Origin of the sequence: Haloarcula rubripromontorii, from assembly GCF_001280425.1 — an archaeon.
GTDB classification, from domain to species: domain Archaea; phylum Halobacteriota; class Halobacteria; order Halobacteriales; family Haloarculaceae; genus Haloarcula; species Haloarcula rubripromontorii.
Genome location: NZ_LIUF01000002.1, coordinates 799,400 through 826,118, shown reverse-complemented (window position 1 = coordinate 826,118; position 26,719 = coordinate 799,400). Strand labels below are relative to the sequence as shown.

The window sequence follows — 26,719 nt, the reverse complement described above, 5'->3', positions numbered from 1 at the left end:
CTCCGAGCGTGTTCAAGGCTGGCGTTTTCCACCAGGGCACAGGGACCTCCTGTGCGCTAGCGGTCTACGCCAGTTTAAATGTCGAAAATGTAAAAGACGGGGCTGTGGCGGAGGGCAGTGCCCAGTCCATTAACTGCCGGGACAGCTGACCTGCAGGGCAGGCGGTAGGGTTCAAGCCCGGATGCATATGCGAAGTCTGACATGGTAGATACTTATTGTTTGTGCGACACTCGTTCACACGTAACAGTAGCTATTCCGATGTGAACGGGGACAGTTACAGGTCCGAAGCGGCGTCGGTCGAAAAGGAAGTGAAATATAATAAACCATAACACACACACATTCTCCATCTTGCGATACTGGTAACAGAGTGGATATGCAGCCGTTAATACGGATACTGTGATATAATGGCGTGCTGTGAAGAGGTACATACATCAAATCTCTATAATTTCATTGAATCCGGGGCTGCAGTGTGGAAATCCGGGCACTGAATATGCGCCGTTATGGACACAACAGCCCGTGACGGCTCAACGGCCCGTAGAGAATCTCACGGAGACGCTTTTGTTCGAAAAAAGTCCTCTAAGCCAGTACTGGGCGACAGGAGCTACCCGCCCAGAAAGTCTTTGCGGACCTGTTGGTCGTTGAGGAGTGCCTCACCGCTGTCTTCGTGTCGATTCTGCCCCTGTACAAGGACATAGCCGCGATCACACCGCCGCAATGCCTCTTTTGCGTTTTGTTCGACGAGGAGGACAGCGGTACCGGCGTCGTTGATCTCGTCGATGCGGTCAAACATCTCATCGACGAGATCTGGTGCCAAACCTGCGCTGGGTTCGTCAAGCAGTAACAGGTCGGGATCAAGCATGAGCGCACGGCCCATCGCCAGCATCTGTTGTTGCCCCCCTGATAGTGTCCCTGCTTTCTGCCCCGACCGGGTTTCCAGTATCGGGAACCGGTTGTAAACCGCCTGTAACCGCTCTTCCGGGAATCTGTCCAGCGTGTAAGCACCCATCTTGAGGTTCTCCGTGACCGTCAACGGCTCAAACACGTTGTTGCTTTGCGGGACGAAGCTCAACCCATATGAGATGATATCTTCCGGTTGTTCACCGGCGATGTCCCTGTCGTTGAAGACGATTTCACCCCCCATGTACGTCGTCAGTCCGAACACTGATTTCATCACAGTGGACTTGCCTGCGCCGTTCGGGCCGACGATAGTGATGTACTCGCCCTGTCCGACCTCCATGTCGATATCTGTGAGAATCTGCAGATCACCGTACCCGGCGTCCAGTTGCTGTACTGACAGCAAACTCATGCTTTCACCTCTTCCCCGAGATATGCATCGAGGACTTTGTCGTTGTTTTTCACTGCGTCCGGGTGCCCCTCTGTGAGAACACTCCCCTGGTGCATCACGATGACCGTATCGCAGTTGTTCATAATAACGTCCATGTCGTGTTCGACGAAGAGGAAAGTGTAGCCCTGCTCTTTGAGCGTATGCAACCGATCAATGAGTTTCTCTTCCAGTGTTGGGTTGACTCCCGCAAGCGGCTCATCCAGCAGCACCATCTCCGGCTCGGTCATAAGCACACGCGCCATCTCCAGTAGCTTCCGTTGGCCCCCTGAGAGATTGCCGGCGGATTCGTGCGCGACGTGTTCAATCTCGAATAGTTCGAGCATCTCCCAGGCCTGTTCTCGGAGCGCCTTTTCCTGCTCGATGACCTGTGTTCTGGCTCGCGGGAGGACCGCCCGCCAGACTGCTTCGCCGGCCTGATCCTGCGGTGCCAGCATCAGGTTTTCCAGCACAGTCATCTCCGAGAGTTCTCGGGCTATCTGGAACGTGCGGACGAGACCCTGATTTGCGACCTGATCTGACCGATACCCGGTGATTTCCGTGTTGTTGAACTCGACTGCGCCCCCGTCCGGACGTTGCACCCCGGTAATGAGGTCGAATGTCGTCGACTTCCCTGCTCCGTTCGGACCGATCAGGCCGGTGATCGTCCCTTTTTCGACGTGGAATGAGACATCTGCGACAGCTGTGATACCGCCAAAGGTCTTTCGCAGGTTCTCCACTTTGAGTATCTGTTCTTGCTGTCCGTTCTGGGACCGGTCGCGCGGTGTTGCTTGTACGTTCTTACTCATTGTCGCCCTCGCGAGGCTCCTGTCGTGAGAGGTCAACGCTCGATGCGATTGCTTTTCGATGACCCAGCAGGCCATCCGGATGCCGTTGCATAAGATACACTAGAACGATGCCTAACAGCATGAGCCGGAGCGCGGAGATGCTCACGTCCTGCACGGAATACGCCAGCAATGGTGTGACATCAAGGGTTCCTAGCTCGGCGAGAGCACCGACAAGCGTATCGGGTGCGTTGCTGAGCTGGAGGTACTCCGCCACGACTCGCCGGATGAACGAGGGCCCCTCGAAGAGCAGACTGGCGAACAGAGCACCGCCGACGATACTTCCCGTTGGCGACCCAGTCCCACCGATAAACAGCGCAATGAAGATGTAGAACGTCTGTATCGGCTTGAACATCCGTGGCGACGCATACCCCCCGGAGAGACGCCAGAGAATAGCGATGAGCCCCATGAGCGCACAGCCGAGCGCGAACGTCTTGATCTTGAATCGGCGCGTGTCCTTCCCCAGCGCTTGCGTGACCTGCTGGTCCTCGCGGATGCTCTTGAGGACCCGTCCGAACGGTGACTTGCCGATGCGGACCATCAGCCAGTACAGGAGGCCGAGACAGAGGCATAGCACAACCACGTACGCCCAGCCGATAACCAGCGTCTCCTCGATTCCCAGCGGTGCCACGGCACTGAATATCGCCGTCCCCAGCGCATTGGGTGCTGGAGCTGTTGCGGCGGGGTCCGTGTAAAAGAGAATCCGGATCGGGTTCGCTGGCAAGGACAGCCCCGTCGCACCGCCCGTCCCGAATGCAACGCCGGCAATGCGAGTGTTCGCGAACTCCGGCGCACGTAATGTGAGACGCACGATTTCCGAGAACGCGACAGTGACGATTGCCAGATAATCGGCACGGAGTCTGATTGCAGGCAACGCTGCGAGGCCGCCAATGACCCCGGTCACGAGTATCGCACCCAGAATCGCGACCGGCAGCGGCAGCCCGAAGCCGGGCGGACTGGCCGTCACTGGAGCAGCCAGTATCCCCATCGTGTAAACGCCGATGGCCATGAATCCAGCCGCACCGAGATTGAACAGGCCTGCGTATCCCCACTGGAGGTTCAGCGCGAGCGCTAACATTGCATAGATCGCCGAGAGAAACGCGACACGGCGAAGCGTGTTGACTGTGCCGTTCAGTTGGAACCCGAGGACGGCACTGAAAAGCGCGTACAGGCCCCCGATAGCGAGGGCCAGGGCGATGAGCAAGCGCACGTCGTTGTTGCCGAGCCAGCCCTCAGCCCGTGCCTGAATAGAACCCGTACTCATGCCGTCGTCCTCCCACTGAACAGCCCCGATGGGCGCACGAGCAGCATGACGATCATCATGACGAATGCCGCGACCAGAAGGAAACTGGCCGGAATCCAGACGAGTGCGAGTCGGCTCACGATTCCGAGGATGACACCGCCGACCATTGCTCCGTAGATCGAACCGACACCGCCGAGGATGACCGCTGCGAACACTAGTAACAGCAGGTCCCATCCCATTGTTACTGTGAGCGTTCCCTGCTGTAATGCGATAAGAAAGCCTGCACACCCGGTAAGCCCGCCGCCGATACTCCAGGTGAGTTTGACGACGCGCTCCGTCGGGATGCCTGTGACTTTCGCGAGGTCTTTGTTCGCAGCCATCGCACGCATCGCCGTACCAATCTTGGTGTACTGGAGCAGAACATGGGTAGCAAGCATCAGAAGTGCGGCGACGACGACCAGCGTAATCTGGTGCCCGCCCAACGTGACACCCGCCAGAGTAAACTGGGGGACGTTTCCGCCTGTCAGCCCGCGGCTGTCAGTCAGGAATGAGTAGGTGATAAAGTTACGGAGGAACAGTGCGACACCGACGCTGGCGATCATCAGCGTTACACCGTCGGCGCTACGCATCGGCTTGAACACGATTCGATCCAGTAAGAGCGAAAGGGCGGCTGTCAGGACCGCAGCGACGAGTAAGCCAGCCAGCAGGGCCAGTGGGGTATTGACGACGTTGATGCCAAGTTCGTTCGAACCGACTGCGATCGGGCCACCGATGAGGACGAGCGCTTCGACGGAAAATTCACCTAGCCCGGCAATCAGAAACGCCGTCGCCCATCCGGCGAACGCACCGCTCGTGATCAAGTCTCCGTGGGCAAAGTTCGCGAAATTGAGGATGCTGTATGTCATCGAGAGGCCGACGCCAGCCAGTCCGAGCGACATCCCGAGTACCAGACCGTTCCAGAGATAACTCATGAGATCTGTGGCGGCAATTGTTCCAGTTCCGACCTGCCGAAAGATATCGAAGACGAGGAACACGCCGATAACCGCGAATATAACGAGTACTGGGCGGTTGTACACTATATTCTGTCCACGGCTGTAGTAGTCTCGGGCCGCCATACGTTTGTGCTCTCTACCCAGTGTTAAAAATCTTGATGTAAAATCGTCATAGAATCCGGGAGCGGCGAAGCCGTGTCCCAATTTCTTGCTAGTTTTTCACATGGCAACTTCTAACAAGAAGCATGTATTCTATTTTGTTCCACCGGGGTTGACCTGCAGGTGTCGATAGCAGGAGAGACACCGTCACGGACACAGACGCCCGCGATGAGAAATGGGAAGCCGCTCATCCGAAGGTACAGTCAAGCACGAGTTCCAGTGGCACCCTACAGCGAATTCGTGACCGTTCGCATCACTTCCAGCGCCTCTTTCAGTTCAGCTGTACTCGTGGCATACGAAATCCGCGCCTGCCCCCGTCCACTCGGCCCAAACGCCTCGCCAGGAACCACGATGACATCGTTGTCCAGCATCTTCTGGGTCCATCCGTCTGGGACGTGAGGCATCGCGTAGAACGCCCCTTTCGGCACCGGCGTGTCGAGTCCGATATCCTCCAGCCCATCGAGGAGGACGTTTCGCCGCTCCTCGAAAGCAGACACCATCTCCTGCACCGGCTCCTGTGGACCAGTAAGCGCCGCTTCGGCAGCGTACTGTGAGGGAGCGCTGGCACACGCCTGCACATACTGGTGCACTCGAAGCATCCGCTCGATTCGCTCTGTACTGGCCGCTACCCAACCGAGCCGCCAGCCTGTCATCGAGTACGTTTTGGAGCACGCGCTGGCCTGGATGACCCTATCAGAGGTGGCGAATTCGGCCGGCGAATGGTGTTCACCGTCGAAGACGATCTTCTCGTAGACCTCATCAGAGAGGCAGATAATCTCGTGTTCGTCCGCGATCCGCGCGAACTCTGCCATGTCTCGCTTCGATTGCACTGCACCAGTGGGGTTCGCTGGACTGTTAACAATAAATAGCGCCGTGTTTTCCGTGATGGCATCCTCAACAGCAGCGGGGTCAAGAGTCAGGTCGTCCCTGAGCTCGACCCGCTTTGGTTCGCCGCCGGCGAGTAGCACCAGTTGTTCGTAGGCGAGAAACCCGGGGTCAGGGCAAAGCACTTCGTCGCCGGGCTGGATATGGGCCTCGATTGCAACGTGAATTGCTTCACTTGCCCCGGCAGTAGCAATGATGTTTTCAGGCGGGATGTCCTGCCCGTTGTCGGTGGCGTAGCGGTCACTAATCGCCGCTCTGAGTTCTGGAATCCCCTTGTTGGAGGTGTATGAATCACCCATGCCATCCTGAATCGCACTCACCGCTGCCTCCCGGGCGTGGTCTGGAGTTGGGAAATCAGGCTGGCCGAGACCCAGATTTATTGCGTCTTCGCCTGCCGCCTCGAAGACTTCACGGATGCCACTGATATCCATCGCTTCGACGCGTGCTGCGTACTGAGACATCAGTTCATGAGTATAACGGTATTTGATTATAGTCTTTCGGTTGTCCGACACTGAGTATCTCACCAGCCGTACTGCACAGTCTGCTGGATAGGGTCGCCCTGAGTCACGGCTGTGTCACAAAATCGTCTGGGATGGCCGACTCTGGAACATAAGCGACTTGGAGTGAGAAAGCAAAACGGTGGTTCAGTTAGACTTCGACCTGCTCGATGTTCTCCGTCCCGTTCTCTGTGTACCTGAAGTAATTGTACACGGCGCTGGCAAGATCACCATTGTTGTCGAACTCGACCGGGCCCGAGACCCCCTGATAATTGATTTCGGTCCCGTCAGCCGCCAGCGAAACGCCTTCTCCCAGGGTTTCAGGTCCGACCGTTTCGCCACCGGAGTCTGTGACTGCCCGCATTTGGTCGCGGACTGCAGTCCCGTCATCCTCACCGGCTGCTGCGCGTGCCAGCATGAGGACTGCCGCAGCATCGAACGACTGCTGATTGAACGGTCCCGGCGCAGAGCCGTACTCCTCCTCATATGCCGACCTGAAGTACTCGATCCCCGGACCGGCCGAGGACGGATTGGTTCCGCGGACGTTTGTCATATCGTGTCCCACGTTCCCGGGCAAGTCATCCGCCCTGAGTCCGTCTGGGACCAGGATATCCATGTCCGCTCTGTCGAAGTTCTCGTAGAAGTTCCGGAAGATCTTGTTCCCGCTCTCGGGATAGCCGATGATCACGAGCGTCCCCGGGTCACCATCAAGAGCGTTTTGCAACTGTGACGTGTATGAGGAACGACCCGCCGAGTACGAGACCTGATTCAGCACCTCACCACCGTACTCCGCCTCGAACGTCTTGGTAAAACCGTTCGACAGGCCGTTCCCGTACGCGTTATTGAGGAAGAGGATGGCTGCGCTCTCTTTTTCGAGCCGCTCGGCCGCTATCTGTGCCAGCAGCGATCCCTGCAGCTTGTCCGTCGGCGGCGTCCGGTACACAAAGTCGTTATCTTCCAGTGAGGAGACATCGGGCGACGTCGCCGATGGTGAGCACATCACCGTCTGATTCGGAATGGCGACGTTCTCGGCGACCTGCAGTGTCACAGACGACGCCAGTCCCCCGCAAATCATCGGATACCCGGCGTTCACGAGAGCTTCTGCACCACTCACGCCCCGACTCGGCTTGGTCTCCGTGTTCTCGAACTGCGTATCGACTGTGAAGCCGTTGTCCGCGTCTCGGACCTGCTTTACAGCTAGTTCTGCTGCGTCTCGAATTGCGGGACCTACTTCGGACAGCCCACCTGTTACCCCCATTAGGATGCCCATGCTGATGGTGTTTTTACCACTACCACCGTCTGTCGAACAGCCTGCGAGTCCGACAGCGCCTGCGGCACCAATGCTCTTCATCACAGTTCGACGGCTGACTGTATCGTGCATCGCAACACTCGCCATGACACAATCTTTCGTGATAAACGTTATTATGAACCGCAGCAGGTCTGTACAGAGACCAAAGGGACCCCGAGAGGGGCCAAGTCAGGCACAGACAACGCCCCGACTGTTCCGCCTGCGCTACTGTGTTGTCCCTCGTTGTGAGCAGTTCCCGTCCGATACCAAGCGCACAGATATTCGGCACACTCTCGTCTGAACTGGCTGTCTATTCCACTGTCAGTGCCGATACCCGTTCGAACCTTCCGAACGGCGTCGACGGCGGGTCGTCGCACACACCGTCCGACCGGTACAGTGCAATCTTGACTCTCACAGGCACGTATCCGCGGTACAAGTCTGGTTCGTGCGTCCAATCGCTCACCCGTGGGTGACTGTCTATACTGAGCATGCAGGACAGATATCGCATCGGTAGACAGTCTCAGGTTCGGCGAGCAGTGGTCACGCTCAGTTTGGACAGCCGACTATCCGGACGGCGCTAGTATATAAATCAGTTATAGTGTAGTGTCAGTTCGAGCAACTCGAACAGACAACAGGTCACGTACGCTGTAACCTCGAAGAGCAGTGTGTCTACGCAGCGGAAAGACAATTCGTTGAGAGAGATACTGAAACTGCGTGAATAGTATAACACGAGTCTGTGTTTGCAGTATTGTTACATTCATACGTCTGTAACAGCAATTGCGATTGTAGCGTCGGAACTGTTACAGCAATACCACTGTAATCAGCCGGTGGCTGTATCCAACGCTATAGAAGACAGATGGCCTACACAGGAGATACAGTCGAACAGAGAGCTTTCCCGACTATTCATCCATTTTTTCTTGGCTTATCTGAGTTTTCTACCAATTGTATCATGGGGCACTCCAATTCGAATTAGTAGAACGTCTCTTTTGAGAAAAACAGATGATACAGTCCCCGAAGTGATTGGTGTCCTCGGGTTCCGGTACTATCGGCTGATCGAATTACTTGAACGGCACAGCAAGTCAGTTGATTTCGCAGGGCCCCGAGTGCTCCCTATACAGCCAAAACTGCTGCACCGTTGCACCCCAAACTCTATATCTTGGGAGTTACCCACAGTGGGACGTAACGCAACGATAGAGAATGATACCCAAATCTACTACTCATGACTGATACAGGAAAGCGCCTTGTCGAGGAACTGGATGAGCAAGGCGTCGAGTACGTCTTCGGATATCCCGGTGGTCGCGCCATCGAGATCCTTGACCATGTCCCGGATGCCGATGTGGAGATGGTCCGGCCACGCGATGAGCGAGAAGCCAGCGTGATGGCCGAGATGCACGGACGACTCACCGGCAACCCCGGAGTCCTCGCTGGACAAGGTCCCTGGATCGGGAGCCTCGGCGCAATCGGCCAGATGGAAGGAAAACTCGCTTCCTCACCGATGGTCGTCATTACCGAGGCCAGCGAGCGGGGCGACTATTCCACGCTTGCGCCGTACCAGCAGGCCCGCGGTGACTACGGTGGGCTTGACCTTCCGTCAGCGCTCGATGCCTACACCAAAGAAAACTGGTTCCCGCGCTCCCCGACAGAAACGGTACGGAGCCTCCAGCTCGCGTTCAAACACGCGACAGCCGGCCGGCCCGGGCCAACGGCGGTAATCCTTGACGGCGACGCCGTCACCGAGAAAATGCCCGACGATCCGATTCCGCCGGTCTGGGACGGCCACGATCAGGTGCAAAACTGGGACTCGCGACCGGCCCGGGAGGATGTTCAGACAGCGATTGCAGCGCTAAGCGAGGCTGACCGACCAGTCATTGTCGCCGGCAACGGGGTTCACGCCGCCGACGCCTACGACCAGCTAGCAACTGTCGCGGAGGCGACTGATGCCGTCGTCACTACCTCCTATCTGGGCAAGTCGACGTTCCCCGAAACCCATGAGCTGGCTGCGGGTGTTATCGGCTCCTTCGGTCACGAGGGCGCAAATCAGGTTGTCAGTGAAGCGGACGTACTCCTCGTCGTGGGCTGTCGCATGAACCCGATGGACACGAACTGGCAGTCCCCGGAGTTCATCCGGCCCGACGAGCAGACCATTATCCACGCTGACATAGACACGCGCAATGCTGGCTGGGTCTACCCCGCAGATGTCGCACTCATCGGTGATGCGGCCCACAGTCTCGATGATCTGGCGGCGAACCTCCCCGAGAGCGCTGGAAACGACTGGGCGCGTGACCGTGCGGCCACAGCGCAGGAGTCGTTTTACGCCCCCAAATGCGAGTCGGACGCGTCGCCGATTAAGCCACAGCGTGCAGTCAAAGAAATCGAGGCTGTCGTTGATTCGGAAACGATTGTGACCGCCGACTCCGGCAACAACCGGTTCTGGTTGCTCAATTATCTTCAGACACCGGGTACCGGGACCTACTACGGAAGCGGTGGCGTCGGCGCGATGGGGTGGGCAACGCCGGCCGCAGTGTCCGCCGCCATCACGACGGAGAAAGATGTCATCGGCGTCGCGGGAGACGGTGGCTTCACGATGACAATGACCAGTGTGGAGACAGCCGTCGAGAACGACGTCGCGCCCACGTTCGTCGTCCTCAACGACACCAGCCTCGGGATGGTCCGACAGATGCAACACGAAGACGGTGACATCGCTGGCGTCGAGTTCCACGACACTGACTTTGTGAAAGCAGCCGAAGCGTTCGGCGCTGAAGCGACGCGGGCAGTGACACCCGCTGAACTCGCGGATGCACTCGCTGACGGGACCAGCGCCGATGTTCCCTTCGTCATCGACGTTCGTATCGACCGTGACGAAGAGATGGTCGAGTCCCTTCAGTCGTCGTTCTACAAGGAAGTCGGCGGGCTGCACGAATGAACTCCCGGGCAGGGGTAGCAAAGAATATAAATCAACTACGGAACACACATTGATACAACAATGACAGATACCACGGTACTCGTCACTGGCGGAACCGGCTTCCTCGGCTCGTATGTCGTCGAGGACCTGATTGAACACGGCCACGATGTCGTGGCCTACGACCTTTCGACGGACGACCACATCCTCTCGAAGTTGGGTGTCGCCGACGATGTGACTATCCGGCGCGGTGATGTCTCTGAGGCGACGGACGTGATTCGTGCCGTCAAAGAGACGGGGGCGACGCACATCGTGCACCTCGCGGCACTGCTGACGAACACGGCACGAGACAACCCGCGGGCTGGCCTCGATGTCAACATCAAAGGGACCAACAACATCTTCGAGGCTGCACGCACCCTCGACGACCAGATCGAACGCGTCACCTGGGCCTCCAGCGCGGCGGTGTACGCGCCGCCACATAACTACGAAGGCGAGTACGTCGACGAGAGCGAACTCGTGTATCCGGATACGCTCTACGGTGCGACCAAAGAGTACAACGAGCATCAGGCCCGCGTCTACTACGAGGATTACGGCGTTGACCACGTTGGACTCCGTCCGACTGTGGCGTACGGGCCCTACCGGGAAACCGGTGGGTCGGCGTTCCTCGCAAATATCATCGAAAAGCCGGCAGTCGGCGAACCCTTTAGCGTCGAGTACGGGGATCAGGTGATCGACTGGCAACACGCCCGCGATATCGCACAGGCGTTCCGGAAAGCAACGTTCGTCGACGAGGACGACCTCACCCAACGCATCTACAACGTCCGCGGTGTCCTCGCAACGATCCGTGAAGCAGCCAACACGGTCCGAGAAATCGTCCCGGATGCCGACCTTGAAGTCTCTGATGCGGGCGAACTTCCCTGGACCCAGAATCTCGATATGACCGCTGCACAGCAAGACTTCGGCTACGAGGTCGAGTACGGCCTCGAAGCCGGGTTCCGGTCATACATCAACACACTCCGGGACGAGAACGGCCTCGAACCGCTCTGAGACACGAGTCCCGCCGGCGGAGCGTAGTGCATCTTGTGGGTTGGCCCGTTTTTCGCTCAGTGCTCCAGAGTGACCCCAGTGTTTGATTAGGGACCTGCCTGTACGCCTACGTGATGTACGAGCGCGACTTCATGGAAGGAACGCGTGGCACCATGGCCGTCGACTGGGAGGAACGGATCGACGTCAAGCGGATGCGACGCGAACGCAAAGACCGAGCCCTCGACCGACTGCAGGACTCTGAACTGGGGTCGATGCTGCTGATCAACGACCCGAATGTCCGGTACGTCACCGGGCTGGCGATGACCGGCGGGAGCGGCGCGGACCACTACACGCTCCTGACCGAAGACGGGGACATCGTCCACTGGGACACCGCTGACCACGCATCGAACCAGCGATTCAACTGTCCCTGGCTCGACGACATCCGGTATGCCTGTCCGGGACTCGGCAACGTTCCCCGGGCGTCGGGCAGCGCTTCCGCGCGCGACTGGCTCAAAGACAAGATGGCCGAGACGGTGTACACCGCCATGGAAGAGTACGGTGTCGACCGGGAGCCGATGGGCATCGACGTGGGCAACGGGGCACTTATCGAGAAGTTCGAGGACCGCGGCGTCGATGTCGACACCAGCGCGGCGACTGATATCATGCTTGACGCGCGGAAGACCAAAACCCGCGACGAGGTCGAGTGTCTGCGACAGGTCGCTGCTATCTGTGAGGCTGGTTTCCAGAAGATTACGGAGAGTGCAAAGCCAGGCAAGCGCGAGTCGGAAGTCTGGGGCGATGCGGTCGGCGAACTCTGGGGGCACGGCGCAATGGCCCAGGGTGGCTACGTGACCTCCGGTCCGAACACCTGGCCGAAACATCAGGCGAACACGACCGATCGAATGATTCGACCGAACGACCTCGTGTACGCTGATTTCTACAACATCGGCTATCTGGGCTATCGCTCCTGTTACTACCGTACGTTCAGCATGGGCGAACCGACACAGGCACAGAAAGACGCCTACGAAAAAGCTCGTGACGACCTCTATGACGTCCTCGAACGGATCAAGCCGGGGGCCACGACCGACGAGATCTGCAAGGGCTTCCCCGACAGAGAGGGTGAGCATATGGACTGGTACGACGCCGACGAGTTCTGGCAGATGACGACCAACCACTGGGCTCATGGGCTGGGACTACAGCTCTACGAGACGCCGCTCATCTGGCGTGGACTCTCGCCGGACCACCCGATCGAAATCGAGGAGGGCATGACGATGGCTGTCGAGACGATGCAACCCGCGGAGCGGCAGGGCGTCCGCGTCGAGGAGATGGTTGTCGTCCGTGAGAACGGCGTGGAAATCCTCAGTGAGTGGCCCGTCGCGGAGATTACTCGGATCGACTACTGACTGGCAGGTATCGCGGCCGGTCGCACGCACTGTCCGGGTGCCGGCGCGTCACTACCATTAAGTCGGTCGCGGCGTAACGGAAATTTATGCAACTGGGAACAGGCCTGTTTACCTGTCAGCAGCGCCCGGACGACGACCGCGAGACCAGCGAGATTTACGACGAAATGCTCGAACTGGGTGAAGTGATCGACAATGCGGGACTCGATAGCGCCTGGGTCTCGGAGCATCATTTCCTCGACGACGACTATCTGTCGGGCGTCACACCGGCACTCGGGGCGTTAGCTGCAGTCACCGACACCATCGAAATCGGGTCCTGTATCGCACTCGCGCCGCTGTATGATTCAATCCGGCTCGCCGAAGATATCGCAACCGTCGACCAGATCTCCGGTGGCCGAACGACGCTCGGGATGGCAATCGGGTCGAACGTCTCCGAGTTTGACGCCTTCGGGATTCCCGACGACGAACGGGCTGAGCGGCTAGCTGATACGGTCGATACGCTTCGCGGTGCCTGGTCTGACGGGCCGCTCGACTACGAGCCGGAGTTCCACGACATCTCGTCAGATGTCACTGTGACACCGAAGCCTGCACACGACGTTCCCCTCATGCTTGGTGGGGCGTCCCGACCTGCCGTCCGGCGGGCCGCCCGGACCGCTGACGCATGGTGTGCCCCGTCATCGCTGTCAGTCGATGGCGTCCGGAAGCGCGTCGAGGACATCCGAAACGTTCGTGCCGACGAGGATATCGAGGGCGACTTTCAGGTGTACGTCCTCCAGCACGGGTTCGTCGGTGACTCCCGCGAGGACGCATGGGAGCAGATGCGCGACGGCTACCTCTACATCCAGCGCCGGTACGAGGAGATATTCTCGGGCGAGGCGGTTCCGGAACTGGACGACGACCACAAACAGGAGCTCAAAGAACAGGCCATCTTCGGGACACCCGACCAAGTCGCGGCCGAACTGGAAACGTACCGCGAGGCGCTGGGCGATGACATTCACTTCATCTTCCGGACGTATCATCCCGGAACCGGGACGCAGGCGATGGCCGAGTGTATTCGGCGGCTGGGTGAAGAAGTGCGACCGAAGGTCAGCTAGAGACTGGCAGACCGTGTCGGTGGCTGCTGAGACGCCAGACACAGTCCGGGAGAGAGGGTTGTGACAGCGTGTGCGCAAGCGATTCTCTGAGTGCTGCCCGTGGATTTCGGTCCGGGTGAACACCAATACTTATTTCCCCAGGTGAAGAACATAATTGATGAGTATGGACATCGAAGCGTTCTTCGAGAACATGCCGTTTGCCGACCTGCTCGATATCGAAATAACCACCGTAGATAACGGGCACGCCGAAGGCCACATCGAGATGCGCGAGGAACTGTCGTGGAACGAGGAACAGATAATGGCCCACGGCGGTGTTACATTCACCCTCGCCGATACTGTTGGTGGGGCCGCTCTCGTGTCTCTCGTCGAACAGCCGGTGCCGACCATCGATATGCGCATCGATTACCTCGAAGCCGGGACAGGGGACCTCCGAGCGGAGGCGGACGTGATTCGGCACGGTGGTGATGTTGGCGTCGTCAGCGTCAAGGTGTACGCCGAGAACGGTACACAGGTCGCGGATGCACGCGGCGTCTACAAGACAGGCTAAGTTCAGCTGCAGCGAGTGAACAGGTCCCTCCCTGGGTGTGATTGTGTGCAGAGACCGTCGAAAGCAAGCGTGCAACCGACCGCGCGGCGCTACCATGTGAACAATGGCGGTGGACAGAACCCTGCCGGCGTCTAACTGAAAGTCACACCGACATCGTGCATCCCCTCGTTGTATCGAGCGATGTTGATGAGCAGTGGCGTCAGGCTCTCGACCTCCGAGGCGTTCGAAAGCGGGCCAGCAGGGATCGGTCGGACGCCCGCGAGGTCAGCAGTTAGCGTCACAACGCGGTCACTGACTTCCGGGTCGTCAGCGACGACCAGCGTATCCACATCGAGCGTGGCCTCTAGATCCGCCAGCCGGTCCGCTGCGAGGTTGTGGAACGCGCCCGCCACTGGAACCGAGTCAGGGGCCTGCTGTGCGACAAATTCGGTAACGCTTCCCGTCGACGGTGGTCGGTAGTGAAGTCCATCCTCGTCGCCGCTCATCCCGACAGCAGGGCTAATGAGTAGTTGGTCCGAAAGCACGTCATCTTCAGTTAGTTCTTCAACTGTATCGCCGACGTGATGTGGCGGAATGGCCAGAATAACCACGTCTGCGCTAGCCGCGGCACTGCTGTTGTCCGTTCCGTTGATTTCAGTCTCGACACCGTGGGCGGATAGCCGGTCTTCGTACGCTCTGGCTCGCTCGCTGGCTTTTGCAGCGTCCCGCGAGCCGATAGTAATCGTGTGGGCCGTGTCGGAGGCAAACCGCATCGCGAGTCCCTCACCGATATCACCAGTACCGCCAAGTATGGCTAACTCCATGCGCCCGCATAATGCCCCTTGAAATAAGAAGCTTTGTCCTGTCACGCAAATTGCTGGCGACCGTCCCTGATACTAGCCGTGAAAACCGGACACACCAGCAATAGACGTATGACCCAGGCGCAAACCCCGGCAGTTATTCGACCCAGACCGTCTTTTTGTTGACGAACTCTTTGATACCCATCTCCGAGAGTTCACGGCCGTACCCGGCGTCTTTGATGCCGCCGAACGGAACCCGCGGGTCCGATTTGGTCATCTCGTTGATGTAGACGCAGCCCGCCGAAATCTCTCGTGCCAGACGCTGGCCACGTTCCCGGTCCGCTGTCCAGAGGCTCGCACCCAGCCCGAAACGGGTGTCGTTTGCGACTTCGATTGCTTCCTCCGCATCGCCGACCTCGTAGACGGTCGCCACTGGTCCGAACGTCTCCTCTGTGTCGGCGGGGCATCCCGACGGGACAGCAGTCAGTACTGTCGGTGGATAGAACGCACCGGTTCGGGCAAGCGGCTCGCCCCCAGTCAACAGGGTTGCACCAGCGTCGACGCTTTCCTGTACCTGGTCGTGCAGTTCGGCCATGAGGTCAGGGTCGGCCTGGGGGCCGACATCGGTTTCTTCGGACATCGGATCGCCGACAGTGAGGTCTTCGAAGGCAGCGACGAGCCGATCAACGTACTCCTCATAGACATCTGTGTGAACAATAAATCGCTTGGCGGCGATACAGGATTGGCCGCCGTTTAGTGTCCGTGCCTGCACCCCAGTCTCGAGCGCCGCATCGAGATCAGCATCGTCGAGGACAATAAACGGATCAGATCCGCCGAGTTCCAGCACGGTCTTTTTCAGATGCTTGCCGGCGGTTTCGGCGACGGCACGACCGGCGGGACCACTTCCGGTCAGCGTCGCCGCGCGGACACGGTCATCTGCGAGAATGCTGTCGACGTTACTGGAGCCAACCAACAACGTTTGAAAAGCGCCGTCAGGATAGCCGGCTTCGGCAAACACTTCTTCGAGCGCGAGCGCACACCCGGGGACGTTTGAGGCGTGTTTGAGGAGGCCCACGTTGCCAGCAGTGAGATAGGGCGCGGCAAAGCGAATGACCTGCCAGAACGGATAGTTCCAGGGCATCACTGCTAGCACTGGCCCGAGTGGATCATGGACCGTCTTTACCTCCGTGCCCGGCGGACTGGGGTGGTGTTCATCGGAGAGGTACTTGTGTGCGTATTCGGCGTAATGGTCACACGCCCATGCGCACTTTTCGACTTCAGCGATGGCCTGCGTGATTGGTTTCCCCATCTCCCGGGTCATCAGTTCGGCGTACCGCTGTTTGTTCTCCCGTAGAACATCGCTGGCGTTTTCAAGCAACTCCTCTCGTTCGCGCAGCGGAACCTCACGCCAGTCCTCGAACGTCGACGTGGCACGGTCCAGCTTTCGCTCGACTGCGTCGTCGTCATCAGGGTCGTACACGTTTAGCCGCTCGCCCGTAGCGGGGTTGACTGCCTCCATATCGGTTCAGTGTTCGGCGTCACGGATACATTAATCTTTACTGACCCAAATTTCCTGACAGGTGACAGCGGTAGCTTTTATACTCATAGGTCAGAAATGTGCTGATGATGTACAAGCATGTAGCCCTGCTAGTCAGACAGGAGGGCATGTCTCACGAGGAGTTCGTCGATTACTGGCAGACTAACCACACGCCAATCGCGAAAGACATCGAAGGCGTGGTTCGCTACCAGCAAGTTCTTCCGACAGAGCCAGCACACGCCGAATTTGACGGCCTAGCAGAACTGTATTTCGAGACGCTTGATGACCTGCACGAGGCGCTGGGCAGTCCTGGGTCCCGAGATTACGACCCAACCAAAGAGATCGCCGCAAAGGCCCGCGACGACGTGAACAACTTCCTCGCTGTCGAAGAGCGGCCACGGATTATCGGCGAAGAAATCGTCCAGAAAGACGCGGTCGACGGCGACACGGACGGCCTCTACAAGCACTCGGCGTTTCTCGTCCGACAAGATGACATGACCCACGAGGAGTTCGTCGACTACTGGCAGACCAACCATACGCCAATCGCCCGTGAAATCGAGGGCGTCGTCAAGTACAATACGGTCATCCCCACTGACCCCGAGAACGCCGAGTTCGACGGCGTTGCCGAACTCTACTTTGACGACCTCGAGAAGCTATATGACGCCCTCGGCAGCGAAGGGTCACGGGATTACGCTCCTGACAGAGGCAAAGCGAAAGCGGCACGCGAGGACGTGGATAACTTCTTGGCTATCGACGAGCGGCCACGGTTTATCGGTCAGGAACAGCTCGTCACGGACGAGGGGTAATATGCCCGACTACGAGGGGCAAGTCACGGAGGCGTTTCCAGAACTCGACTACATCTCATCAGAGAGCCTTCGCAACAAAGTCATCGAAGCGTGGACACTCGCGCTTGACCGAGGTGGCTGGCGCGACATTACAGACATTCCCTACGCCTGGAATATCCATGACGTGACCAACGTCAGGCACATTCGTGGGGTCACAAGAATCGCACGGGAATCCGCCATCGAACAGCAGGAGTTCCACGGTGCCGATCCAGATATCGATGTCATTGTGGCAGCCGCACTTCTCCACGATGTCGGGAAGTGCTACGAGTACGTTGACTTTGTCGAGGACGAGAAGCTACTCGATCCAGACCCCAGATACGCAACCGAGGAAATACCACACTCCCTGTCAGGCTATGCACTTGCTCACGAGGTCGGCTGTCCACTGGCGGTCCAGCGAGCGATTCCGCACTTTATCGGCGAGATCCCGACACGGACATTAGAGGCCGAACTCGTCAAGAGTGCAAACTCCGCGTCTTCGAACGCGATTACGCAGTCAACGATGGGTATCACGCTGCAGGAGTGGGTTGATGAGTACTCCCAGACGTAGCCACCGGCGAGCGCTGTCGTTTCCACGGTGTTGCCCGCCGTAGGTATCTCCCGTGGCTTACCGCCGTGGATACGTGGTCCAGAACACCTCGGTGAAGGCTGATAGCTTCAGGTTCGGGGTTGGCGGAACGGGTAAGGACTGGTGTCCCACACTCGGGTTTTGCGATGACAGAGCGACTCGGCGCGGCGTATCCACATCTGTACGCGGATACGCCGCAATCGCATTGTCTGTTCTAAAAAAGCCCCGTTCCGAACAAGGATTGGCCGTGTCTTCAGAAACGAGGGGTCGACTGTTTCGAGCGTGTTCTGAAAGACAACCGCATCCAGCTACAGTGTAAAAACCGATGTCGGGGTGTCGGATTATTTCTACCTGCTTAGCGGATATTAACGTCCAAATGAATGGAAAGTATCATCATAAAACAATATTTATCAATACGAGCGGTTCTGGGAGCGTACAGTGAGTTCGTACCCGGCAAGAATACAATTAAAATTATTTTTCATATGCGTATTTGGATCTAGTTCTCTGGGACGAGGATGAAATACGGCGCGTATGCCACTATCTAGGCGCTGAACTCAATGTACGATTTGATGCTCTCCGGTGATTGCTCGAATGCATCCGCAAACTCCGACACCGAACACCGCGTCGTCATGATGGACGAAACAAACCAGTCCGGGTATTCTGCAAGCGTGTTCCGAGCGCGGTTGTAATGTCGAACGTTCGAGTTCACGCTCCCGAGTAGTGCCTTGTTCTGAAGTACCAACTGCCGGTGGAGCGCCCCGCCATTGACGGTGAATTCCCAGTCTTCCGGAATACCGAGCAGAACTCCAACCCCGTTCGAATCAAGCGCCTCAATCGTTGAAAACGCGTGTTTTGCGTGCCCCGTCGCTTCAAACACCAGATCCATCGGCTCATGAGCTGCGGGTATTTCATCTACAGCCGTCTGTTGAGAGTTGATGTACGTGGCCCCAAGTTCATCGACGATATCGATGGTCGGGTCCGGTCGTTCACGACGACCGAGGCAGTACGTTCGCTCGCACCGGTCTGTGAGCATTGCCAATGTAAGCAATCCCAACGGTCCGTTTCCAAGGACGAGTCCGGCAGAGTCCTGCCACTCGAAGGTCGATCTGGAACGCTGTGCCAGTTCGAGTGCCTTTTCAGCATTGCTGATCGGCTCGACCAGAAATCCGACATCCGCCAGCGACTCCGGAATCGAAACGAGAAACGACGCAGGTGTGGTGAAGTACTCGGCCATGTACCCGTGCGCCCCCGCAATCCCCCGCTCGACATACTCACCGGGCGGTGCCATATCGGGCTCGTCGTTCTCGAAGAACCGGCTCGATGTGTTTTTAGGCCGCCGGACCGTTGGGACGACAATCTCTCCTTCGCTCAGCGCGGTCCCATTGGCTGCCTCAACAACGCCAACGGCCTCGTGTCCCAGTATCTGGTACTCACTCCCCTCGGGAAACTCGCCGTGTGATCCGGATAACACCTCAAAATCCGTTCCGTCGATGCCAACTCGGAGAGTCTTCACGAGGACCTCTCCGTCGTCCGGTTCCGGACGCTCGATATCGATGAGTTCGGGCCGAGTCTTCCCCTGCCTGACGGCAATTGCATCCATTGTGATAGGTATCCCCGCAAATGAAACCCACCATCCATCAATATTTGAATGTTTCGACGAGTCGACAACGGTAGTTATCCGACTGTGTTTCCTATTATGAAAAACCTTGGTGTGATAGAATCATAATAAACCGCACTGGCGATGAAAGGTAAGCGTATGAAGAAAACCCGATACAGCGCCTCTGTATTACGATATATCCTTATTTGGGATGCACTGGGTTCCGTTGACCAGATCAGAATAATAGATGTACTGCTGTTATCTTATACCCCAAGCACTCTCAGATGGTTTCACTAAAAGAAATACTCTATTTCGTATAATAATATCTGTTGATATATGTGTCAGGAGTGCCGGAACTGCCGTCGGTCAGATCACTCCGACGTTGCTGGGAATGGACTGGGAAACACTGTTTCCAAACTGTCCTGACGGTGTACCCATGAACAAGGAATATTAACGACCGGATCAGACTTGCTCCGCGTTGAGTTGCCTGACAGCGCTCAGTATCATTCCGGGGACATCCTCCTGTAACCGCTTCCCGCTCAGCCGTTCAGCGTGTCCCGCCACGTACACGGCCGCAGTTGCAGACTGGTCCTGAATCGGAACCGCAACGCAATTTACGTCTAGATACTGTTCACGACGCTCGAACGCGATACCTCGGTCCCGAATATTATCTAGTTCGGCAGTGAGCGTCTGTCGATCAGTAATCGTGTTTTCGGTCATTGCAGGCAACCCACTGTGGTCTAAAATAGCATCAACCTCCGCTGGCTCGCTCGCTGCGAGGATTGCCTTGCCCGGCGCGCTGCAGTGAAAATACGGGTAGTTGACGTGTCGCAGTGAGTCATCAACAGCGGTGTGATAGACATCGGCAATTTGTCTTTCACACTCGATGGCCAGTCCCGCTGACTCGCCAGTCGTCGCAGATATCTGATCTATCTGAGGCTTCGTGTCGTGATAGATGGAGGTCTGGGATTTAACGTGTTCGCCGATATCAGCAAACTTGAGCGTCAGCTGATAGTCCCCTGTGCTCTTTGTAACGTAGCCTGACTGCAACAGCGTATTCAGGTGCTTGTATGTCGTACTCCGAGTGTACCCGAGTTTATCAGCTACTTCTGAGACGCCAAGCGGCTCATCGGCATCTCTGAGCACGTCGACAATGGCGAACGTCTTCATCGGAGCTGAAAGTGTTGCTGTCTCAGTTTTGTCGGGCATAAGATAACTACTCCCGTCTATAGCTTAAGCTTTTATTATTATGAAACTATCGTCACCAGTCGGCAACGCTGCCGTCCTCGTGCCGCCATATCGGATTGTACCAGTCGATATCTGCTTCTGCTTTTTCTCGAACCACATCTAGCGCTACATCGATACCCAGGCCCGGACCGTCCAGCGTCTTCAGGTAGCCCTCGTCGAACGAAAACGGATTCGACTGTAGCAGGTCATGTGCGGGACTGGTCGCCCCAGAGTGGACAGCAAACCCCTGATCCTGTACTAATAGATTTGGAACGACCGTATCGACCTGAATCGACGCAGCCAGTGCAATCGGTCCCAGCGGGCAGTTCGGAGCAATGGCGACATCGTGTGATTCCGCCATGTTTGCCAGTTTGACCATCTCTGAGATACCCCCTGCATGAGAGACGTCGGGCTGAATCACGTCGATTGCCCCCGTTTTGAGGAGATCTTTGTAATCCCATCTCGAGTATAACCGCTCACCTGCTGCGATGGGTGCGTGTGTCTGTGCTGCGATGGTCGGAAGGTGTTCGATGTTTTCGGGAAGCACCGGCTCTTCAATGAACATCGGCTCAACGGATTCAAGACGGTTGGCAAGGGTTTTCGCCATCGATTTCGAGACTCGACCTCTGAAATCAATCCCGATATCTACTCGGTCGTCCACCGCTGTTCGAACGTGCTGAATTCGGTCTGTGATCTCATCGAGCGACGCTCTCGTTTCGATGAATCTGGTCTGATTCGTCGCGTCCATTTTGAGCGCGGTGTAGCCAGCCTCAGCTAATCGCGTCGCTTCCGCAGCGACATCCTCTGGCCGGTCACCGCCGATCCACTTGTACACTCGTACCTTTTCTCGACTTTTCCCACCCAGCAGTTCATACACAGGGGCATCGAAATGTTTCCCCTTGATATCCCAGAGTGCTTGATTGATGCCAGCGATGGCGGACATCAGGATCGGCCCGCCGCGATAGAATCCGCCCCGGTACAGCGCTTGCCAGTGGTCTTCTATCCGAAACGGGTCCTTCCCGATAAGGTACTGGTCCAACATCTCCTCGACCGCCGCTCGAACTGTCTTTGCTCTACCTTCAATAACAGGCTCACCCCAGCCCAGAAGCCCAGTGCTGGTTTCTAGTTTGAGGAAGACCCAGCGGGGAGGGATTTCGAACAGTTCGTATCCGGTGATTTGCATACTGCTGCATCGCAGCGGAGTGTGATTAACCTTCAGGATCTAATCTGTACGATCCAGCACGCGTCGGTGTTACGAGTCGAACGGATATAAGCGCGAATCAGCAGTTACCGCAGTGCGCTCCACTCGATATGTTTTGATAGTTCCGGTGGATCATCCGGATTGTATCCCTTCTTGACGGCCGTCTTGTACGTGAGCGATTGCAGGATTTTTAACGGCACTATCGGGTGGTCTGGCGATTGCGGGGGGAGTTCTATTGAGATGTCTCCACCGTAATTGTTCGTCGGCCGCCGGAGGACAATAGTAGTAACGTCAGCGTCGCGTAGCTTCGAAACAACCTCGCTGGTCAGCGCTGACTTCGATTCGTGAGCGGCAATGACGAGTGCCGGCTCCCCGGCGGCGTTGGCGATGGGGCCGTGGCTGATTTCAGGTGTCGGGAGTGGTGTTGTATGTAACAGCGCACCCTCGCCGAACTTCGTCGCAGCCTCGCCTGCAAGTCCGTATTCGATTCCCCGTCCGAGCGTATAGAGAGTCGTGGCTTCCGAAAGGACTGCGACGGCTGCCTTGAAGTCCTGATTGAGAACATTCCGGCACGTGCGCTGTAACTCGCTCGGTGTGCGCTCGCTGTACTTGCCCCCGAGCAACGAGAGGGTCAGCATCAACGCGGCATCGACTGTTTTGGTAGCAAGGACTGCCTTCTCGGTTCCCGCCGGCGTGACAAGGGCCACGTCCGCTACTGTCCCGAGCGATGAACCGTTGCTGTTTGTAATCCCGATAACGGCCGCACCACGCTCTTTTGCTCGTCGCGCTGCTGTAACGGTTTCAGATGTCTCGCCAGACTGGGAGTAGGCGACGACAACCGTTTGCTCAGTAATCGGTGGACCAGCGAACAGGTATTCTGATGCGGCGTACGCTGTTGCATCAATGCCGCTCTGGAACGCCGCATATTGACCGATCACACCGGTCCAGTAAGAAGACCCACAGCCGATGAAGTGGACTCTATTAGCGTTTGCAATACGCTTACGTGGCTCGGAAAGATCACGGGTGCTCATCTCGAAATCATTCAGTCGGTCGATACCGGTACGGATCTCGTCGTAGACTGCGTGTGTGGTCATATTTTGATTGTGTAGGACGGCACTGCGGTCGGTTGCGCCACCGACAGCGTCGGCAGAGGCGCTTTGGTCAGCCAGCGACAGTCTGTCTGACTGTAGATTTCTGTAATCGCTTAGGTCGTAGGATGACTGCCCGCGTATATAAAACCATACGATAGGTATTTGTGATGGTGTCTGACACCGATAACAGCAATATTACCTAAATAATTAATTATATATACTACTTGGGTCGTTGGTGATAGCACATGTCAGACAGTAGTTTGCGGAGTGGCAAGCGACGCCACTTCATCAAAAGCGCCGGCGCGGCAACGGTCACGCTGCTCGCAGGCTGTGGGGGCAATGAAAGTTCGGAGAGTACTCCCGGAGACGGAGATAGCGGTGATTCCGGAGCGAACACCGGCAACCAGTCGAACGATATAACCACTCTCACAGTCCGTCACTTCGTCAACGACCACATTGAGACGTTCTACGAGAAACACAATCCAATACTAAAGAAAAAACACGGAATCACCGTGGATTTCGAGACGATGGGCTGGGGCGTCGCTCGGAAGAAGCAAAACAACAGTATCTCCACCCGGACCGGTCCGGATGTCGAGGAGATCGCATCGACGTGGTTGCCACAACAGGTCAACTCCGACGGCTGGCTGGACCTCGAAGAAGCCGGCGTTTCAATGCCGACGGACAATATCTACGAGTCCCCGCTTCAGATAGGCAAGTTTGACGGTGTCCGGGCAGGATTCCCCTGGTTCTGGGGACCTCGTGGACATATTTACTATAAATCCCTGTTCGAGGAAGCTGGTATCGATGGTCCCCCTTCGACCTGGGACGAACTCGCAGATGACGCGACGAAGTATAACAAACAGGCCGAAAAGTGGGAACAGGAGGGTTACAACACGAGATACCTGTTTGGCATCCCTGGTGCGAACAACTGGGCTGTCGTCCAGTACTATATGATGCTCATCTGGCAAAACGGCGGGAGCGTCATTAACGGGTCCGAGCCGACATTTGACAGCGACGCGGCCGTGGAGGCGCTGAATTTCTACAAGGACCTGTCGACAACGCACAAAGCGTCCCCACAGGCGTCAGTCGAGTGGAACGGTGTTGCCCGAAACAACGCGTTTAGCAGCAAGCGGATAGCCTCTACGTGGCAGGGACTCAGAGTTGCAAACGGTATCGATGCCGAGCTTGGCGTCGGCAAGCCACCGGCTGGCCCCCGGGGAGAGTCGTCGACCTTTTTTGGAGTGAATCTCATGGGAATCCATCCATGGACAAAAAAGAAGGGCGCAGCCGCGACATTCATCGAGTATCTGATGCAGCCGGAGGTCAACGCAGAGCTTGCGAAGGGGTCTGGCTTCCTGCCGACAATCAAGAGTAGCTTCGAACAAGAAGCGTTCCAGGGTGAGCTGTACCAGTCCTTCAGCGAAGATGTGCTGAACAACACAAACGCAAAGACAGCGCCACAAGTCGTGGGGTGGGGTGATGTCTCCGGAGCGATCAAAGGGGCCGTCACAAAGGTGCTCACGAAGGCAGCAACGAACTCTTGGTCAGAAGGAGATACCGAAGCGGCACTCCAACAGGCTGCGATGCAGGCAGAGAACGCGCTCCAGGACTGAACCCCGCCAGCAGTCGTTTTTGCTGTGTCATACCGCTTCGACAGTCGAATCCGTAATTGCACTGTCTCGTAGGGTCACGTCCCGGCGTCGTGCAGAACGGTTAAATACATTGCATAATAATCGATTCTGTATGCTTCTGTCCGCATACCAGCGAGTCAGACGTCGACTGCCAGCAGTCCATGTCCCGTACGTTAGTTCGTTACCGGCAAGCCAGCGGTTCGGACTCAAGCTCATTGCACCGGCCCTGGCGATGATGCTTCTCGTCCACGGGATTCCGGTCATTCTCGGGTTCGTTATGAGCTTCTATGAGTTCCCGTCGCTCAGATACACCGACTGGTTCCGCCCTGAGACGTTCGTTGGACTTGACCACTTCATGAAGGTGTTCCAGAAGAATACGATCTATGGCGCACAGTTCTGGAACTCGCTCAAAGTCACTATTTTGTATACGGTTGGGTCAGTGATAGGGACGTACGTTCTCGGGCTCGTCACCGCCCTGACCCTCGATAAGCAGTTCCGGGGCAAGCTTGTCGCGCGGACCGTGATTCTGATTCCGTATGTGACGCCGGTTGTCGTCACGCTCCTTACGTGGCGGATGATGTTCCGGAGCGATACTGGCGTCATCAATGCGTTGCTCCGTCAGGCCGGACTCATCGAGGGGTCACTGTTCTGGCTTCTGGGTCCAAACTCCCTGTATGCAATAATTATCGCGAACGTCTGGCGGAACTTCCCGTATGCAGCGATCATGCTGTACGCTGGACTGCAGTCGGTTCCTGAGCAATTGTACGAGGCTGCCGAAATCGATGGGGCCGGCCGATGGGGGAAGCTGCGGTACGTGACACTGCCACAGTTGAAGCCCGTTTCTGCCGTCATTCTACTGCTGTTGATTCTCTGGACGTTCATCAATTTCCCCGTCCCATACATTCTGCTGGGTGGGTCACCCAGCGAATCGGGGAACGTACTGATGTTGCTCATTTACTCCTTTGGCTTCAAACAGAGTGCATACGGGATCGGGTCCGCACTCAGCGCGATGCTGTTCCTGTTTTCGATGACTATTGCATACGTCTATTACAAGCGCGTTGTGGCGTCTAGCTACGACGGAGGTGCTGTCTGAGATGCTCAGCTCCCTCATGGCCGCTGTCGGGTCAGAACGTACCATGTTGCCCGACGAAATGCGACTGACTGCGGATGGCAAAGAACTCATATACCAACTGCTCTGGCGCTCCGTACTCATCCTCATTCTCATCTTCGCGATATTCCCCGTCTGGATGATGTTCACGACGTCGTTCAAAACGCGGGATGAAGTGTTGCAGCTCGGGCTGGACATAATTCCGGCAGACCCCTATGTCCAGAACTACGTCCTGATGTTCCAGCGATTCCCGCTTGTCGACTACTACGTTAACAGCTTGATCATATCGAGTGTAACAACGGTCCTCTCGCTGTTTATCGGTGGACTGGCCGCCTACTCGTTGTCACGATACGAGTTCCCCGGCAAGGAGAAGTTCGAGATGGGGGCACTCGCAACGCAGATGATACCCGGCGTACTCATCCTCATCCCGATGTTTCTGCTGTTCATCCTCATGGACCAGTCCGCGAACATTCCGATGAAAGACACGTACCACGGGATGATATTCCTCTATACGACGTTTACCGTCCCATTTACCATCTGGATGCTTCGCGGGTACTTCGACACAATTCCGACCGCACTGGAGGAAGCTGCGCGAATCGACGGCTGTACGCGGACACAGGCCCTGTTCCGCGTCGTTATGCCGCTTGCAGCACCCGGTTTAGCTGCGACTGGAATGTTCGTGTTCCTGCTCGCATTCAACGAGGTGCTTTTCGCATCGGTGCTGGCGACTGACAGCGTGACGCCGTTCTCGATTGGGATTCAGAACTTCCAGCAACAGGATCAGACGATGTGGGGCCAGATGATGGCAGCCTCGACCCTCGCCGCTGTCCCACTGCTCGCCATCTTCGTCGTGTTCCAGCGCCAGATCGTTTCCGGGCTAACTTCCGGGAGCGTCAAGCAGTAATCTTCAAACCCAGTTTTATCGCGGTCCGCGACCGCAAA

22 protein-coding genes are annotated in these 26,719 nt (G+C 57.0%); 10 read left to right on the top strand and 12 right to left on the bottom strand.

The window, feature by feature from the left end; translation table 11 throughout:
* Positions 1-601: 601 nt before the first annotated feature.
* The 6 genes from AMS69_RS09390 to AMS69_RS09365 all read right to left on the bottom strand — a co-directional run bounded on the left by AMS69_RS09390 (position 602) and on the right by AMS69_RS09365 (position 7,293).
* Positions 602-1,306, bottom strand: coding sequence for an ABC transporter ATP-binding protein (locus tag AMS69_RS09390; protein WP_053967789.1), 705 nt, complete (start codon positions 1,304-1,306; stop codon positions 602-604).
* Positions 1,303-2,130 carry an ABC transporter ATP-binding protein gene (locus AMS69_RS09385; RefSeq protein ID WP_053967788.1) on the bottom strand — a complete coding sequence of 276 codons (828 nt, stop codon included), beginning with the start codon at positions 2,128-2,130 and terminating at the stop codon, positions 1,303-1,305. The genes AMS69_RS09390 and AMS69_RS09385 overlap by 4 nt, the downstream gene beginning before the upstream one ends.
* The gene (locus tag AMS69_RS09380; protein ID WP_053967787.1) at positions 2,123-3,430 is read right to left on the bottom strand and encodes a branched-chain amino acid ABC transporter permease; all 1,308 of its coding nucleotides are present in this window, start codon (positions 3,428-3,430) and stop codon (positions 2,123-2,125) included. The genes AMS69_RS09385 and AMS69_RS09380 overlap by 8 nt, the downstream gene beginning before the upstream one ends.
* Positions 3,427-4,524: a branched-chain amino acid ABC transporter permease gene (locus tag AMS69_RS09375; RefSeq protein WP_053967786.1), complete on the bottom strand. Its 1,098-nt coding sequence runs from the start codon at positions 4,522-4,524 to the stop codon at positions 3,427-3,429. Before AMS69_RS09375 ends, AMS69_RS09380 begins: the two co-directional genes overlap by 4 nt.
* A 263-nt stretch (positions 4,525-4,787) precedes the next feature.
* Positions 4,788-5,906: a pyridoxal phosphate-dependent aminotransferase gene (locus AMS69_RS09370; RefSeq protein ID WP_053967785.1), complete on the bottom strand. Its 1,119-nt coding sequence runs from the start codon at positions 5,904-5,906 to the stop codon at positions 4,788-4,790.
* 187 nt (positions 5,907-6,093) lie between these two features.
* Positions 6,094-7,293 (bottom strand): ABC transporter substrate-binding protein, encoded by a 1,200-nt coding sequence (locus AMS69_RS09365; protein ID WP_053967873.1) that lies wholly within the window; start codon positions 7,291-7,293, stop codon positions 6,094-6,096.
* Positions 7,294-8,449: 1,156 nt separating this feature from the next.
* On the opposite strand from AMS69_RS09365, the gene AMS69_RS09360 reads away from it, so the two are divergent.
* The 5 genes from AMS69_RS09360 (at position 8,450) to AMS69_RS09340 (ending at position 14,196) form a co-directional block, all read left to right on the top strand.
* On the top strand, positions 8,450-10,153 hold the full coding sequence (locus tag AMS69_RS09360; protein WP_053967784.1) for a thiamine pyrophosphate-binding protein: 1,704 nt from the start codon (positions 8,450-8,452) through the stop codon (positions 10,151-10,153).
* A 60-nt stretch (positions 10,154-10,213) separates the two neighbouring features.
* The gene (locus AMS69_RS09355; protein ID WP_053967783.1) at positions 10,214-11,176 is read left to right on the top strand and encodes an NAD-dependent epimerase/dehydratase family protein; all 963 of its coding nucleotides are present in this window, start codon (positions 10,214-10,216) and stop codon (positions 11,174-11,176) included.
* 113 nt (positions 11,177-11,289) lie between these two features.
* Positions 11,290-12,558 (top strand): M24 family metallopeptidase, encoded by a 1,269-nt coding sequence (locus AMS69_RS09350; protein ID WP_053967782.1) that lies wholly within the window; start codon positions 11,290-11,292, stop codon positions 12,556-12,558.
* Positions 12,559-12,644: 86 nt separating this feature from the next.
* Entirely contained in the window at positions 12,645-13,649 is a 1,005-nt protein-coding gene (locus AMS69_RS09345; protein WP_053967781.1) for an LLM class flavin-dependent oxidoreductase, read from the top strand.
* Positions 13,650-13,812: 163 nt separating this feature from the next.
* Complete coding sequence (locus AMS69_RS09340; RefSeq protein ID WP_053967872.1) at positions 13,813-14,196, top strand: PaaI family thioesterase; 384 nt, start codon at positions 13,813-13,815, stop codon at positions 14,194-14,196.
* A gap of 131 nt (positions 14,197-14,327) precedes the next feature.
* On the opposite strand, the gene npdG is transcribed toward AMS69_RS09340, so the two are convergent.
* Both npdG and AMS69_RS09330 read right to left on the bottom strand, forming a co-directional pair.
* The gene (gene npdG / locus AMS69_RS09335; protein WP_053967780.1) at positions 14,328-14,999 is read right to left on the bottom strand and encodes an NADPH-dependent F420 reductase; all 672 of its coding nucleotides are present in this window, start codon (positions 14,997-14,999) and stop codon (positions 14,328-14,330) included.
* 133 nt (positions 15,000-15,132) lie between these two features.
* Positions 15,133-16,494 carry an NAD-dependent succinate-semialdehyde dehydrogenase gene (locus AMS69_RS09330; RefSeq protein ID WP_053967779.1) on the bottom strand — a complete coding sequence of 454 codons (1,362 nt, stop codon included), beginning with the start codon at positions 16,492-16,494 and terminating at the stop codon, positions 15,133-15,135.
* A gap of 104 nt (positions 16,495-16,598) precedes the next feature.
* On the opposite strand from AMS69_RS09330, the gene AMS69_RS09325 reads away from it, so the two are divergent.
* Both AMS69_RS09325 and AMS69_RS09320 read left to right on the top strand, forming a co-directional pair.
* Positions 16,599-17,318 (top strand): EthD domain-containing protein, encoded by a 720-nt coding sequence (locus AMS69_RS09325; protein ID WP_202904529.1) that lies wholly within the window; start codon positions 16,599-16,601, stop codon positions 17,316-17,318.
* 1 nt (position 17,319) lies between these two features.
* Positions 17,320-17,904: an HD domain-containing protein gene (locus AMS69_RS09320; protein WP_053967778.1), complete on the top strand. Its 585-nt coding sequence runs from the start codon at positions 17,320-17,322 to the stop codon at positions 17,902-17,904.
* A gap of 559 nt (positions 17,905-18,463) precedes the next feature.
* Here AMS69_RS09320 and AMS69_RS09315 read toward each other — a convergent pair.
* From AMS69_RS09315 to AMS69_RS09300, 4 genes are all read right to left on the bottom strand, one after another.
* Positions 18,464-19,522 (bottom strand): glucose 1-dehydrogenase, encoded by a 1,059-nt coding sequence (locus AMS69_RS09315; protein WP_053967777.1) that lies wholly within the window; start codon positions 19,520-19,522, stop codon positions 18,464-18,466.
* Between the two features lie 459 nt (positions 19,523-19,981).
* Complete coding sequence (locus AMS69_RS09310; protein ID WP_053967776.1) at positions 19,982-20,728, bottom strand: IclR family transcriptional regulator; 747 nt, start codon at positions 20,726-20,728, stop codon at positions 19,982-19,984.
* A 52-nt stretch (positions 20,729-20,780) separates the two neighbouring features.
* Positions 20,781-21,929: a galactonate dehydratase gene (gene dgoD / locus AMS69_RS09305; RefSeq protein WP_053967775.1), complete on the bottom strand. Its 1,149-nt coding sequence runs from the start codon at positions 21,927-21,929 to the stop codon at positions 20,781-20,783.
* A 104-nt stretch (positions 21,930-22,033) separates the two neighbouring features.
* Positions 22,034-23,041, bottom strand: coding sequence for an SIS domain-containing protein (locus AMS69_RS09300; protein ID WP_053967774.1), 1,008 nt, complete (start codon positions 23,039-23,041; stop codon positions 22,034-22,036).
* A gap of 242 nt (positions 23,042-23,283) precedes the next feature.
* Between AMS69_RS09300 and AMS69_RS09295 the strand changes: the two genes are divergently transcribed.
* The 3 genes from AMS69_RS09295 to AMS69_RS09285 all read left to right on the top strand — a co-directional run bounded on the left by AMS69_RS09295 (position 23,284) and on the right by AMS69_RS09285 (position 26,681).
* Complete coding sequence (locus AMS69_RS09295) at positions 23,284-24,651, top strand: ABC transporter substrate-binding protein (protein ID WP_170084227.1); 1,368 nt, start codon at positions 23,284-23,286, stop codon at positions 24,649-24,651.
* A gap of 250 nt (positions 24,652-24,901) precedes the next feature.
* A complete protein-coding gene (locus AMS69_RS09290) occupies positions 24,902-25,762 on the top strand; it encodes a carbohydrate ABC transporter permease (protein WP_053967773.1) in 861 nt (286 codons plus the stop codon).
* A gap of 1 nt (position 25,763) precedes the next feature.
* Positions 25,764-26,681: a carbohydrate ABC transporter permease gene (locus tag AMS69_RS09285; protein ID WP_053967772.1), complete on the top strand. Its 918-nt coding sequence runs from the start codon at positions 25,764-25,766 to the stop codon at positions 26,679-26,681.
* The last annotated feature ends 38 nt before the right edge of the window (positions 26,682-26,719 follow it).